Raw genomic sequence first — 12,895 nt, 5'->3', positions numbered from 1 at the left:
AAATGCTGATCTAGATTATCGGTCCGTGCGTAAAGACTAGCAAGTTCTGGCAATTACGACGAGTTTATGAGAGCAGCAATTTTTCCGCTACCCGTTTTTCTTTTACCTGGCGGGTACACAAGATTAAAAATTTTTGAGCAGCGATACCTGAAAATGGTGACTGACGCTATGAAAGGCGATCGTTGTTTTATTTTGTGTACTTATAGCGACACCGCTCCACATAACGTTCCTCGCGAGGGTGTACTGGTTGAAATTATTGATTTCTCTCAGGACGAAAATGCTCAATTGTTGATTGACGTTTACGCCAAACATCTTGTCGTTATTGGTGATGTTGATGTGAACGCAGAAAACTTGCGACATGGTGAGTACGTAATCATTAACGACCCGCCTTGGCAATACTGTGACGATGACTTGACTTTATTAGATGACGATCTGGCTAATCGATTAGAACTTGTGTTTCTTTCTAATCCTATTTTGGATGATTTGTATAGAGAGAAGCATTACAGCGATGCGTTATGGGTGACTTCTCGTTGGTTAGAACTGTTACCAATATCTACCAAACAAAAGGAAAAAGTAAGATCGGCAACCAAGTTTTCGCAGGTAGCCGAGTTTTTACATACCGTTTTTGAAGAAAATGAGTGATCGCAGAAAACAACGCTTACGTATAGCATAAAATCAATGTAGTTTAGGGGAACCACAATGATTACTCAGCAGCAAGCAACTGACTGCTATCAAAAAACAGGAAGTCAAGGCGGGATGCAAGAAACCCCAACTAAAGCTTTGTCAGAAGCACTGATCAAGGTGGCCGAAAACCGAGATAAGCGCGCTTTTGCGTACTTGTTTGAGTATTTCGCGCCCAAGATAAAGCGCTTCGGTGTGAAGCAATTTGGCAATGAAGCGCTAGCCATGGAATTGGTACAAGATACCTTAACCTCGGTTTGGCGTAAGGCACACCTTTATCACAGTGACAAAGGCGCTGCGACCACTTGGGTGTATACGGTAATGCGTAACGCGTCTTTCGATACGTTACGGAAGATGAAAACCAACAAGGAAGAGCATATCAGTGAAGACATTTGGCCGATTTTACAAGACAGCCAAGCCACTGATGAAGATTTTAAAGACCATCTCCAAAACGCGCAGATTCAAAAGTACATTAATAAACTTCCCGCAGCACAGCGTGATGTGGTTAAGGGCGTGTACTTTCAGGAGATGTCGCAAGAGCAGTTGGCAGAGCAATTAGATATACCCGTAGGCACGGTCAAGTCAAGATTGAGACTAGCGCTACAAAAACTCCGTTCACAGATGGGAGAGCAGTAATGATTAAACATCACCCACAAACCGAACTGTTAAATCAATTTGTTGAAGGTACTTTGCCAGCAGGCCTTAGTATTGCTGTTGCTGCGCATGTTGAAATGTGTCCACATTGCCAGCAACTAGCGGCTGATTTGGAATCTAAAGAAGCAGCTGTTCATCTCGGAGGTGACGCAGAAATATACGTCGACTCAGATTTAGAAGCAATGATGCAAAATATCACGCTCTGCGATGATGTAGATGAAGTGTCCGAATACATTCAACCCAAGTTTGAATACCAAGGCAAAAGCTTGTGCCTGCCAAGAGCCATTGCTAACACGGATCGCAGTAACTTTACACAGGTCGGTAAAATTGCACGTTCACGATTAATGCTTGAAGACGGTGAGTATCGCAGTAGTTTGTTACAGATAGGCCCTGGCGGTGAGATCCCTGAACATACTCACACTGGCTTTGAGTTAACACTGCTACTAGACGGCGAATTTGAAGATGAATCCGGCCATTATGTACCGGGAGATTTTATCTGGCAGGATGGTAGGCATAATCATTCGCCGAGAACAAAAGAAGGTTGTTTGTGTTTTACTGTTGCTAATAGTCCGCTACATTTTAATAAAGGGATTAGTAAGTTACTCAATCCAATCGGTAAATTGATTTATTAAACTGAGGCTTTAAATTCTGTGGAATTTTCATCACCAATAAAAATTGGCATCAGCGCTTGTCTGGCCGGAGACAAGGTTAGGTTTGACAAAGGCCACAAGCGTTCAAATTTTTGCATGGACGAATTTGCAAACCATGTTGAGTATGTAAGGTTTTGCCCAGAAGTCGCGGTTGGTTTACCCATTCCACGACCTACAATTCGTCAGGTCAGAGTGGGAGACACCATTAAAGTATGTCGTCCCGATGGCAGCAATGATGTGGCGCCACAACTAACCGAATACGGTAAAACTGTCGCTTTACAGCAGGCTCAAGAATTATCAGGGTTCGTTTTTTGTGCCAAAAGCCCGAGCTGCGGTATGGAGCGGGTAAAAATATATAACGAGGAAGGAACTGGCAACACATCAGAAGGCATCGGCATCTTCGCGCAGCAAATCATGAAGCACAATCCACTGTTGCCGTGTGAAGAGAATGGCAGATTAAATGACATGCACCTGCGTGAAAACTTCGTCATGCGTGTGTATGTTTTTAAAAGCTGGCAGGAGCTGAATTGTAACAGCGAGATTGGCTTGCACGAGTTAACGTCGTTTCACGCAAAGCACAAATATTTGCTGATGAGCCATAACTACCAAGCGTATAAAGATTTGGGGAGATTACTGGCGGACGGCAAGTCCCAGTCGCTTGACGAGCTCAAATCACAGTACATTCATGGACTGATGAAAGCGTTAAGCAAGCCTGCGTCAAGAAAGAACCAAGCCAACACGTTAGCACATCTGCAGGGGTATTTTAAAAATGAGCTCACAAGTGTAGAGAAACAAGAGCTTTGCAAGGCGATAGACGAATATAGAACGGGTATTGTGCCACTATATGTGCCACTTACGTTATTGAAACATCACCTGACAGTGCATCCAAAAGACTATTTAGAACAACAGGTTTACTTTGATCCTTATCCCAACGAATTGAGACTCAGGTTTGGTATTTAAATGACAAACTCCGCTTTTTGGTTTCGCAGAGATCTTAGGATCTTTGGTAACGAAGCACTAATAGAAGCAGTAAACAACGGCGCACGAGATGCGCTGTTTTTTTATTGTGATAAACAATGGCAACAGCATGGATCGGCATCGATCCAAATCGACTTACTGGAGCGTCGCCTCATCGAGCTTGGCAATATGCTGGCTGAGTATGGTGTGTGTCTGCATATAATCGATGCTGGAGATTTTGCGGCTATCCCCGAATTGCTCAAACAGTTTTGTACAACCCACCAAATCTCAGCGTTATATGCGAACAAAGAATACGAGGTCAACGAAGTCGCCAGAGATAAAGCATGCGAAAACATCGTTAACTTGAAATTGTATGATGGAGATCTCATAGCAAAGCCGGGCACAGTTGTTACGGCTAGTGGTGATATGTTTCGTGTATTTACGCCATTTAAAAAGGCATGGTTAAAACACTTTGTAGGACAGTCCTTTACCGTTGCAAATTGGCCGCTAAATCAGGAGCAGCCAACCACATGGGCTGCTCCCACTTGGTTTAAGTACACAGGTGAGTCTGAAAAGTGGCCGGTTGAGGATCCACATATCGTAGATATCGTGAGCAAATTCATAAATAACAAGCTCTGTGATTATCAACAGTATCGAGATTTCCCTGCTATAAAAGGAACATCTGGCCTGAGTCCTTATTTAGCCCTTGGCATTGTGTCACCAAAGCAATTGCTGGCAGAAATTCAACTGCACTATCCGGAAGTGTTAGAGCAGCCAAGCAAACCAGAGTTCTGTTGGGTTAACGAAATTATCTGGCGCGAGTTTTATCGGCATCTTATTGTTGCTTACCCCAAACTATGCAAAGGATTTAATTTCAACCAGAAGTACGATTTTGTGGCGTGGCGAGATGACCAACAACAATTTCAAGCTTGGTGTGACGGCCAAACCGGTTATCCCATTGTTGATGCTGCGATGCGCCAGTTAAATAAAACTGGCTGGATGCATAATCGGTTGCGAATGATAGTTGCTAGCTTTTTAACCAAGCACTTGCTGATAGATTGGCGTCAAGGCGAGGCTTATTTTATGTCTAAATTGTTAGACGGCGACTTAGCAAGCAATAACGGCGGATGGCAGTGGGCTGCCAGTACAGGATGTGACGCGCAACCCTACTTTAGGATCTTTAACCCGATAACTCAAAGCGAAAAGTTTGATCCCGACGGTAGTTTTATTCGTATATATGTGCCTGAATTAAAGGATGTTCCAGCTAAGTATATTCATTTTCCGCATGATTATTTAGCCGTATACGGAAAAGGACAATACGCTGGTCCATTGGTTGACCACAAACTTGCAAGAGCCAGAGCGCTTGATGCATTTAAGGCATAATTATGGACGCGAGAATCGAACGATTTGTTTCTTTATACAATGAAATCGACAAACATAATTTAGACAAATTACAGCAGATATATAGCTCAGACATTGAGTTCGTGGACCCGATGCACCGTATTGACGGACTCGAACAATTAACCGAGTACTTCAAAAAGCTTTATGAAAATGTAGGTTCAGTCACATTTGCAGTCGACAGGTCATACTCCGCTGACGAAATGAGTTTTTTGTATTGGACGATGCGGTTTCGTCACCCGAAACTCAATGGCGGTAAAGAGGTTTCAGTTGATGGACACAGTGTGTTGCAGTTTCGGCAGGACTATGTAGTTCATCATCGCGACTACTTTGATACTGCGCAAATGCTCTATCGTCATATTCCGGTGCTTGGCACTTTGGTCAAATTTGTAGAAAAAAGGGCGGCATCATGAAACGAGTACTGATCACAGGCGCAACCTCGGGTATAGGATTGGGGCTAGCTAAACGGTATTCAGCTAATCATCAGGTTATTGCATGTGGCCGTAATTCTGAGGTGTTGCAGCAACTATCGAAAGAACACGGTGTTGTGGCTAAAGCATTTGATGTGACTGATTCTGATGCAATTGCAAGCAACTTTGCCGAGTTACAACCTCTAGATTTAGTCATCCTTAATGCGGGCGGCTGCGAATATATTGATAACCCAAATCAATTTGACGGCAAACTGTTTGAACGCGTCATGCAGGTTAATCTCATTTCAATTGGCTACTGTCTAGAGCACTTGTTGCCAAAAATAAAGCCCGGCGGCCAATTGTGTATTGTCAGTTCTAGTAGCGTTTACTTGCCGTTACCAAGGGCAGAAGCATATGGTGCTTCGAAAGCTGCTATTACCTATTTGGCACGGACCTTAACCGCTACGTTGAATGACATAGGGGTGACCGTTGTTCATCCTGGGTTTGTTGAAACGCCACTCACAGATAAAAACGACTTCCCGATGCCATGCATTGTTAGTGTTGAACAAGCTGTGTCAGAGATTGAAAAAGGATTAGAGAAAAGAAAGGCCGAAATCCACTTTCCACGGCGCTTCACCTATATTTTAAAATTACTGGGGTTATTGCCATTCTCAATGTGGTTACCCATAGCCAAAAGGATAGCAAGTTGAAAAAAATAGCGATTATTGGCAGTGGTGTGTCTGGAATGACAGCTGCCTACTTGTTGAGTAAAAAATATCAGGTCACGGTGTTTGAAAAGAATGACTACATTGGCGGTCATACCGCGACGATTGATATTGAGCATCAAGGCGAACGGCTGGCCATAGACACTGGGTTTATCGTATTCAACGACAGAACGTACCCTAAGTTTGAAAAGCTACTTGCAGAAATTGGTGTTGGTCGACAAGAAACACAGATGAGTTTTAGTGTCCACAACACCAAGACGCAATTCGAATACAATGGTCATACCTTAATGACCTTGTTTGCACAGAAACGAAATGTCCTGAGACCAAGATTTTGGCGCTTATTGTACGACATTGTGCGTTTCAATAAGATTTGCAAAGCGTTATTTGACAGTGACGACTTCAGTCAGTGTGAGACACTTGGCGAGCTTCTCGAGCTGCATGACTTTAACGACTTTTTCAAAATGCACTACATTTTGCCAATGGGGGCCGCTATTTGGAGCACGAGTATTCGTGAAATGGCTGACTTTGAATCTCGCTTTTTCGTACGCTTTTTTTATAATCACGGCCTGTTGGATATAACCAATCGTCCTCAGTGGTACGTTATTCCTGGAGGTTCTAGGGAATATATCGCCCCTTTGGTTGAGCAATTTAAGGACCATATAGTGCTTAATGCTCAAATCACTTCAGTGCACAGAACCGAATCTGGTGTCGTCGTAAATCATCAAAACGGTGAACAGCAAGCATTCGATAAAGTTGTATTTGCATGTCACAGCGATCAGGCGTTGGCACTGATAGATGACCCAAGTGAAAAAGAGCAGACAATTCTTGGCGCAATACCTTACACCGCGAACTCAGTGGTATTGCATACCGACACATCGTTGTTGCCAAAAAGAACCGCAGCGTGGGCCAGCTGGAATTATTTGCTCAATGATGCCACGGAAAAAGCCGCTGTTGTTACCTACCAAATGAATATCTTGCAAGGGTTAAATGCCAAGCATCAATATTGTGTCACCTTGAATCATGACCAAGGCATTGACGAGGACAAAGTGCTTCGTCGCTTTACTTATCATCACCCAGTTTTCAACACATTGAGTATTGCAGCGCAAAAGCGAAAGCATGAGATTGATGGTGAGCATCATAGCTATTTTTGCGGCGCTTATTGGTTTAATGGCTTTCACGAAGATGGTGTGAAGAGTGCGGTTGATGTTGCCAAGCAACTCGGAGTCGAATTTTGAACAGTGCGATTTTGATTGGTCGCGTTCGACATAGACGCTATGAAACTGCAGAACATGCATTTTCTTATCCTATGTATATGATGTGGCTAGATTTAAATGAAATAGCTAAGTTCGACCATCAATCTCGTTTATTTGGTACTAAAGGGTTTCGAGCGCTGCGCTTCGAGCAGGGTGATTATTTACAGCATGAAACCGGTTGTCTGCAACAGAGAGCGCTTTCAACCAGCGCCAAATTAGGACATCCCTGCGAGGGATTTAACGTTTACTTTATGGGGCAAATACGGTGTTTGGGGATTTATTTCAGCCCGGTAAACTTCTTTTTTTTCAAAGATCCTGAGACAAACGTCTTCACCCATGTGGTAGCAGAAGTGAGCAACACCCCATGGAATGAAAAACACTGTTATCTAGTAGAACTTAAACAAAATGTGAACTTTAAGAAGGACTTTCACGTATCACCGTTTATGGATATGGATATGAATTACCATTGGAAAATCATTCCACCTGGTAGTCGAGCTGTTATTCATATTGCGAATAAACGAGCAGAGCAGTTGGTGTTTGATGCTACTTTAGCATTAAAAAAAATACCGTTAACTCACCAGTCACTGGCAGGGTTGTTGAGGTCTTTTCCTGTTATGACTTTGAGCATTGTTAAAGGTATATATTGGCAAGCACTGAAACTGTTCTTGAAGAAAGTCCCATTTATTGGACATCCTGGAAGCGTACACGATGGAAAACACAACGACATATGATCAAACCACTTCTTTGTCCTTTATGGACAAGTTTTATAGAAAGCTTGTATTTGGTGCTTTGAACACCCTTGAGTGGGGTGCTATTAAACTGATTGAAGATAATAATGCATACCGATTTGGTGAAAAGAACACCAAAGAAGCGGTAGAAATCAAAGTACACAGTGTTGAAATGTACAAGTATTTTGCAACCGGCGGCAGTATCGGTGCGGGTGAATCATACATTCTAGGACACTGGTCAGCGTCTAACTTAACCAAGCTAATTGAGATATTTGCGGTTAATCAGAAGCAGCTAGATGCGTTTGAGAACAAGTTTGCTTTGTTCACGGGAGTCGCAAACAAGCTAAAACATTGGCGCAACAAAAATACCAAGCAGGGCTCCAAGAAAAACATCGCTGCACATTATGATTTGGGAAACGATCTTTATTCGTCATTTTTGAGCGAAGAGATGCTTTATTCTAGTGCAGTTTATCCCACTCCGAACGCATCTTTAGAGGAGGCACAACAGTACAAATTAAAAGCGATATGCGAACGAGTGGATTTGCGCGCTTCAGATCGTGTTATAGAGATCGGTACTGGTTGGGGGGCATTTGCGGTATACGCTGCTAAAAACTACGGTTGTCACGTTACCACCACGACGATTTCAGAAGAACAATATGCTTATGTAAGCGAGCTGATAGAAAAGGAAAACCTAGCGTCGCAAATTACGTTATTAAAAAGTGATTACCGTGATTTAACAGGGACCTATGACAAGCTAGTGTCGATTGAAATGATAGAAGCGGTAGGACATAAATTTCTACCAGGCTTTTTCGAAAAATGCAGTAGTTTACTAAAGCCCACGGGAGCGATGTTAATTCAAGCCATTACCATCGCCTGCCAACGTTACGAGCACTATCTAAAGGAATCTGATTTTATTCAGCAATATATCTTTCCAGGAGGTTGCTTACCTTCCATTACCGAGATGACCAAGCAAGTGAATGAAAAAACCGATATGGTTGTCCATGCACTTGACGACATTGGCGCACATTACGCAAAGACCTTGTATGATTGGCGAGTCCGGTTTGAGAAAGCGTGGCCATCGCTGGATTCAAAGCGCTTTGATGAACGTTTTTATAGGTTGTGGGAGTTCTATCTGTGTTATTGCGAAGGGGCATTTAGGACTCGTGCTACTAGTGCGGTGCACCTAGTCGCTAGAAAACCGAGGTATCAGTCTCATGACTGTATTAAAACATTGGATTACTAATGCCTTAGTGTTCCAACTAATTTGGTTTTCGGCGTTCTTCCTTCAGTCTGATGCCTTACCGATTATGATAGCGGGCTGTGCTTTTATGCTCTGGAGTCATCAAAATCGGCGCCTGAACGGGTTGTTGATGGTGTTAGGAGCGGCGATTGGTATAACCACTGAGTACCTAGCAACTCAGCTAGGACTTCTAAGCTACTCGGGGGAGCAGCTGATACCGCTTTGGCTACTAGTGCTGTGGATGGCCTTGGTACTAACTATCAACAATGCGTTGAGTAGGCTCTTGCATCTTAAGGCTTGGGTGCTGATCCCGTTATTTGCGATTTGTGCACCACCGAGTTACTTCGCTGCTGCTCAAAATGACATCTTGGAAGTACACGTGAATTGGGTTCAATTTTGGTTTATGTATGGGTTACTTTGGGCTGTGTCATTTTACGTCATAACGCGTCTAAACCGCTTATTGCATGGAACAAGGCTTGCCAAACGCCAGCCAAATTGCTAGTTTTTTGTCAGGGCAACCGTTGTTACTACCCTTAAGGTCAAAAAATAATAATTAATTCGACGAAATAGTGGAATTTGGGGTTGCACAAAGAAGCAAAATGCATAAACATAGGTTTTGCTTAGGCATATTATAAAGTTATAGGAATCTAATAATGAATAAAGCTCAACTAGTTGAAAAGATGGCGGCAGACGCAGAGATTTCAAAAGCAGCGGCAGCTCGCGCTTTAGAAGCATTCACAGGTGCAGTAACTAACACGCTTAAAGACGGTGGTTCAGTTGCTCTAGTTGGTTTCGGTACTTTCTCTGTAAAAGAGCGTGCAGCGCGCACAGGCCGTAACCCACAAACAGGTGCTGAAATCCAAATCGCTGCGGCAAATATCCCTACTTTCAAAGCAGGTAAAGGCCTAAAAGATCAAGTTAACCCTTAATCTTTAGCATTGAATTTGAAAACCTCCTTTTATGGAGGTTTTTTAGTATCTGATTATGCCTTAAAGTTTGGCCTCGGTGATTAGCTTTCCACAGGCTTATATTGCAAACTTTTATTATTAATGGCTACATTGCTGTTGTTCTTGCTAAGAATCGATTTAAATGACGAAGTACCAACTTAAAGCTCAATCGGGGAAGTTGACCGTATGGGCAGAAGAGCCAATGATCATCAGCTCCTTTGAAGGAAATATAAACGAAACTCTAATCTATTTCCTCAACGAGAGTTTGAGTAAATGTTTGGCGGAGTTTAAAACTGATAAATGGGTTTATGTGAGTTACTCAAACCAAGCGAAAGCTGCCACACCTGGAGCTTACAAGATGTTGGTGCAGTCGGCTAAAGACTCTATTGCATCGGGTTGTGTCGCAGCTGCGTACGTACTTGATTCTGCGATAGCGAAAGATCAAACCAAAAAAATGCGCGCCGAATTAGGGCTACCAGAGCCATTTGAAGACGTTCTGTTTGACACACTCGAAGAGGCTAAGGACTCTGTGTTATCACGCTTACGCCAGCACTGAGACAAGCTTAGGTGTGATCCTAAGTATCTGAAATAAGAAAATCACCTCAAGCAAAGTCGCTAGAGCTTCTACTCAATCGTCATAATCAAGTCGTGAAACTGTCATATAGCTGCCTTAAGCTTGTCCCCCGAAACAGTAAAATACAGCTAGAAAATATCTATTCGTCTTACGATGTGAAGCAGTTACGGGAATAATACTTTAGCGCCTTTATAGGTGTTCGATTTGAGAGAATAAATCAGCGATTAGCAAGGCTCATATATAAGTTCGCTTAATTTATAGATAAGATTTTATCTCCTCGATAGTGGTTCGCTTAAATTGTGCATAATTATTATATGAACGCCAATAGTATTATAGATTTTATACTATTTACTTCATGCCTTCGAAATTCAACGTAAACGCGTATCAAACTATTTCTAGCTGCCTAATTAATTGCGAAGGATTTTAACATGGCAGGTTTTACACGCCGAGATTTTATAAAAAGTGCTTTGATGGGAGTTGGAGCAGCAACAATCACTATCTCATTAGCGGGTTGCTCAAGTGATGATAGCAAGGTTGCTCAAAACGATTTCAGTGTTGACTTTAACCATGGTGTAGCAAGTGGTGACCCACTTGCTGATCGCATTATTCTGTGGACCCGAGTAACACCAGAAGGTCTACCAGCATCGGTAGATGTCACTCTGCAAGTTTCTGAAGATCAAGAATTTGGAGTTTTATCTCACAGCAAACAGTTGGTCGCTCTGGCAAAGAATGATTATACGGTAAAAGTTGACCTAACCGGTTTAGCTGCAAATAAAAAGTACTATTATCGATTCGCTACTACAACAGCGCAATCACCAATAGGCAAATGCAAAACACTGCCGATTAATGACGTTGAACAAGTAAAACTCGCAGTGATGTCTTGTGCAAATTACCCCGCCGGATATTTCCATGTTTATGCAGAAGCAGCGAAACGCAACGACCTAGATGCTGTACTTCATTTAGGTGATTACATCTATGAATATGGCATGGGTGGTTATGCTACTGAAAAAGCGGCAGAAATGGGTCGAACCCTCGATACAGGTAACGATAAAGAACTACTGACTCTTGAGGATTATCGTCTTCGATATGCAAAATATCGTTCTGATCTAAACCTTCAAGCACTCCATGGAAATGTGCCATTTATCGCTGTTTGGGATGACCATGAGGTGTGTAATGATACTTATGTTGATGGAGCTGAAAACCACAACTTAGGTGAGGGGGACTTTTCTGCTCGTAAAATGGCCGCCTTGCAGGCGTACTACGAGTGGATGCCAATTCGCCCTATGGTAAAAGATCAGATGGAAAGTCTATATCGTCGCTTTGACTTTGGTGATTTGATTTCGCTTTATATGCTTGATACACGGCATGAAGGCCGAGCGAAAGCGTTAAACTACGCTAACTATATCGACGCGCAGACTGGGCAAGTAGACTTACTGAATTTCCAAAACGATTTGCTATCGACAGAGCAACAATTGTTAGGCACCAACCAATTAACATGGCTGACCGATAATATCAAAACTTCAGGATCAAAATGGCAAGTTATTGGTCAACAAGTTTTAATGACTAAAATGACGATACCTGCAGAGTTACTTGCCGCATTGGCGAACCCGTCAACAGATGTTGTTTCATCTATTACTCAGTTGACAGAATTAAAGGTACGGGCTAAGCAACAAGACACGAGTTTGAGTCAAGCTGAATTAGCACGTGTTACCACGGTAGCGCCATACAATCTAGACGCTTGGGATGGTTATCCAATAGAGCGCGAAGTGATCTTAAAAACAGCGAAGGCTGCTGGCAAAAATTTGGTGGTAGTTGCAGGGGATACCCATAACGCGTGGGCAGGTAAGTTGTGCGATACACAAGGCGAAGTGTGTGGTTATGAATACGCAACCGCGTCGGTAAGCTCACCTGGATTAGAGTCATACCTTAAGTTAACGCCTGAGCAATGCCAGAAGTTTGCACAGGCACTTACCATATTGGTGGATGATTTAGATTATGCCAACCTCTATCAACGAGGGTATTTGACGCTTACTTTCAGTAAAGAGAAGGTAGATAGCCAATGGTATTTTGTAGATAACGTTCACCAGGAACGTTTTGAAACAGGAACCAAACAGCTTGAACTAGTCGCCAAATACTAGTGACTGCGAAAAAGTCCCTTGTTTTGGCGAGGGGCTTTTTACGGGTACTGAAGAGAACACATCATACAAATTGTAATTGCAGTAAAAGTTAGTAACCACTAAGTTAAATAACATAGATTTTTTATCAATGCTCGGAATATTCATAATTTCAAAATGCAATATTGATAAAAATAAAACGCTATTAAATCGATTTTGATTGTTTGAAATTTAACCTAATGAAATAAAGCATATTAATTTTCTTAGTGATTGTTATCTAAAAGAGTATCAAGATATTTGCGTAATTTAGTATTCTTTTTAATGCATGTATTTTTGTGTAAGAAGCTGTAATGGATAAGCTTTTTCATTATATGTAAGGTATGTTTGCATTCTTTATTTAAGACTGCACCTTGCATAATGCAAGATACAACATGAAAAGGTGAGTTAAATGACGATATCTAGAAAGCCTCCAACATAAGCAACTATAACAGAGGTAGCTAATTACTGACCTTAGCGAGGTAAAGCTATCCAAGACATGACAAGGTCAAGTCGCTCACACTGGGA

General features: G+C 42.3%; 14 protein-coding genes. All 14 read left to right on the top strand.

Annotation, left to right across the window (positions count from 1 at the left end):
• Positions 1 to 66: 66 nt before the first annotated feature.
• The 14 genes from ACSLBF_RS20495 to ACSLBF_RS20430 all read left to right on the top strand — a co-directional run bounded on the left by ACSLBF_RS20495 (position 67) and on the right by ACSLBF_RS20430 (position 12,355).
• Positions 67 to 642 (top strand): LON peptidase substrate-binding domain-containing protein, encoded by a 576-nt coding sequence (locus ACSLBF_RS20495; protein ID WP_440056487.1) that lies wholly within the window; start codon positions 67 to 69, stop codon positions 640 to 642.
• Positions 643 to 699: 57 nt separating this feature from the next.
• The gene (locus ACSLBF_RS20490) at positions 700 to 1,317 is read left to right on the top strand and encodes a sigma-70 family RNA polymerase sigma factor (protein ID WP_440056486.1); all 618 of its coding nucleotides are present in this window, start codon (positions 700 to 702) and stop codon (positions 1,315 to 1,317) included.
• Positions 1,317 to 1,967, top strand: coding sequence for a ChrR family anti-sigma-E factor (locus tag ACSLBF_RS20485; RefSeq protein WP_440056484.1), 651 nt, complete (start codon positions 1,317 to 1,319; stop codon positions 1,965 to 1,967). The genes ACSLBF_RS20490 and ACSLBF_RS20485 overlap by 1 nt, the downstream gene beginning before the upstream one ends.
• Positions 1,968 to 1,985: 18 nt before the next feature.
• A complete protein-coding gene (locus ACSLBF_RS20480; RefSeq protein WP_440056483.1) occupies positions 1,986 to 2,945 on the top strand; it encodes a YbgA family protein in 960 nt (319 codons plus the stop codon).
• Positions 2,946 to 4,325 carry a deoxyribodipyrimidine photo-lyase gene (gene phrB, locus ACSLBF_RS20475; protein WP_440056482.1) on the top strand — a complete coding sequence of 460 codons (1,380 nt, stop codon included), beginning with the start codon at positions 2,946 to 2,948 and terminating at the stop codon, positions 4,323 to 4,325.
• A gap of 2 nt (positions 4,326 to 4,327) precedes the next feature.
• A complete protein-coding gene (locus ACSLBF_RS20470) occupies positions 4,328 to 4,753 on the top strand; it encodes a nuclear transport factor 2 family protein (RefSeq protein ID WP_440056481.1) in 426 nt (141 codons plus the stop codon).
• On the top strand, positions 4,750 to 5,460 hold the full coding sequence (locus tag ACSLBF_RS20465) for an SDR family NAD(P)-dependent oxidoreductase (protein WP_440056480.1): 711 nt from the start codon (positions 4,750 to 4,752) through the stop codon (positions 5,458 to 5,460). The genes ACSLBF_RS20470 and ACSLBF_RS20465 overlap by 4 nt, the downstream gene beginning before the upstream one ends.
• Positions 5,457 to 6,710: an NAD(P)/FAD-dependent oxidoreductase gene (locus tag ACSLBF_RS20460; protein WP_440056479.1), complete on the top strand. Its 1,254-nt coding sequence runs from the start codon at positions 5,457 to 5,459 to the stop codon at positions 6,708 to 6,710. Before ACSLBF_RS20465 ends, ACSLBF_RS20460 begins: the two co-directional genes overlap by 4 nt.
• Positions 6,707 to 7,459, top strand: coding sequence for a DUF1365 domain-containing protein (locus ACSLBF_RS20455; protein ID WP_440056478.1), 753 nt, complete (start codon positions 6,707 to 6,709; stop codon positions 7,457 to 7,459). The genes ACSLBF_RS20460 and ACSLBF_RS20455 overlap by 4 nt, the downstream gene beginning before the upstream one ends.
• A complete protein-coding gene (locus ACSLBF_RS20450; protein ID WP_440056477.1) occupies positions 7,437 to 8,699 on the top strand; it encodes a class I SAM-dependent methyltransferase in 1,263 nt (420 codons plus the stop codon). Before ACSLBF_RS20455 ends, ACSLBF_RS20450 begins: the two co-directional genes overlap by 23 nt.
• On the top strand, positions 8,671 to 9,198 hold the full coding sequence (locus tag ACSLBF_RS20445; protein WP_440056476.1) for a DUF2878 domain-containing protein: 528 nt from the start codon (positions 8,671 to 8,673) through the stop codon (positions 9,196 to 9,198). Before ACSLBF_RS20450 ends, ACSLBF_RS20445 begins: the two co-directional genes overlap by 29 nt.
• A gap of 151 nt (positions 9,199 to 9,349) precedes the next feature.
• The gene (locus tag ACSLBF_RS20440; protein ID WP_440056475.1) at positions 9,350 to 9,625 is read left to right on the top strand and encodes an HU family DNA-binding protein; all 276 of its coding nucleotides are present in this window, start codon (positions 9,350 to 9,352) and stop codon (positions 9,623 to 9,625) included.
• Positions 9,626 to 9,785: 160 nt separating this feature from the next.
• Positions 9,786 to 10,199: a hypothetical protein gene (locus ACSLBF_RS20435; protein WP_440056474.1), complete on the top strand. Its 414-nt coding sequence runs from the start codon at positions 9,786 to 9,788 to the stop codon at positions 10,197 to 10,199.
• A 446-nt stretch (positions 10,200 to 10,645) separates the two neighbouring features.
• A complete protein-coding gene (locus ACSLBF_RS20430; protein ID WP_440056473.1) occupies positions 10,646 to 12,355 on the top strand; it encodes an alkaline phosphatase D family protein in 1,710 nt (569 codons plus the stop codon).
• The last annotated feature ends 540 nt before the right edge of the window (positions 12,356 to 12,895 follow it).

This window comes from Pseudoalteromonas sp. T1lg65 (genome assembly GCF_051930985.1).
GTDB lineage: Bacteria > Pseudomonadota > Gammaproteobacteria > Enterobacterales > Alteromonadaceae > Pseudoalteromonas.
The sequence above is the reverse complement of the archived record's forward strand: the minus strand, read 5'-3'. Positions and strand labels throughout refer to the sequence as shown.

Coding starts and splice junctions, on each gene's coding strand:
- phrB (WP_440056482.1), top strand. CDS start 2,946: ATGACAAACTCCGCTTTTTGGTTTCGCAGAGATCTTAGGATCTTTGGT.
- ACSLBF_RS20430 (WP_440056473.1), top strand. CDS start 10,646: ATGGCAGGTTTTACACGCCGAGATTTTATAAAAAGTGCTTTGATGGGA.
- ACSLBF_RS20490 (WP_440056486.1), top strand. CDS start 700: ATGATTACTCAGCAGCAAGCAACTGACTGCTATCAAAAAACAGGAAGT.
- ACSLBF_RS20485 (WP_440056484.1), top strand. CDS start 1,317: ATGATTAAACATCACCCACAAACCGAACTGTTAAATCAATTTGTTGAA.
- ACSLBF_RS20440 (WP_440056475.1), top strand. CDS start 9,350: ATGAATAAAGCTCAACTAGTTGAAAAGATGGCGGCAGACGCAGAGATT.
- ACSLBF_RS20495 (WP_440056487.1), top strand. CDS start 67: ATGAGAGCAGCAATTTTTCCGCTACCCGTTTTTCTTTTACCTGGCGGG.
- ACSLBF_RS20445 (WP_440056476.1), top strand. CDS start 8,671: ATGACTGTATTAAAACATTGGATTACTAATGCCTTAGTGTTCCAACTA.
- ACSLBF_RS20450 (WP_440056477.1), top strand. CDS start 7,437: ATGGAAAACACAACGACATATGATCAAACCACTTCTTTGTCCTTTATG.
- ACSLBF_RS20470 (WP_440056481.1), top strand. CDS start 4,328: ATGGACGCGAGAATCGAACGATTTGTTTCTTTATACAATGAAATCGAC.
- ACSLBF_RS20435 (WP_440056474.1), top strand. CDS start 9,786: ATGACGAAGTACCAACTTAAAGCTCAATCGGGGAAGTTGACCGTATGG.
- ACSLBF_RS20465 (WP_440056480.1), top strand. CDS start 4,750: ATGAAACGAGTACTGATCACAGGCGCAACCTCGGGTATAGGATTGGGG.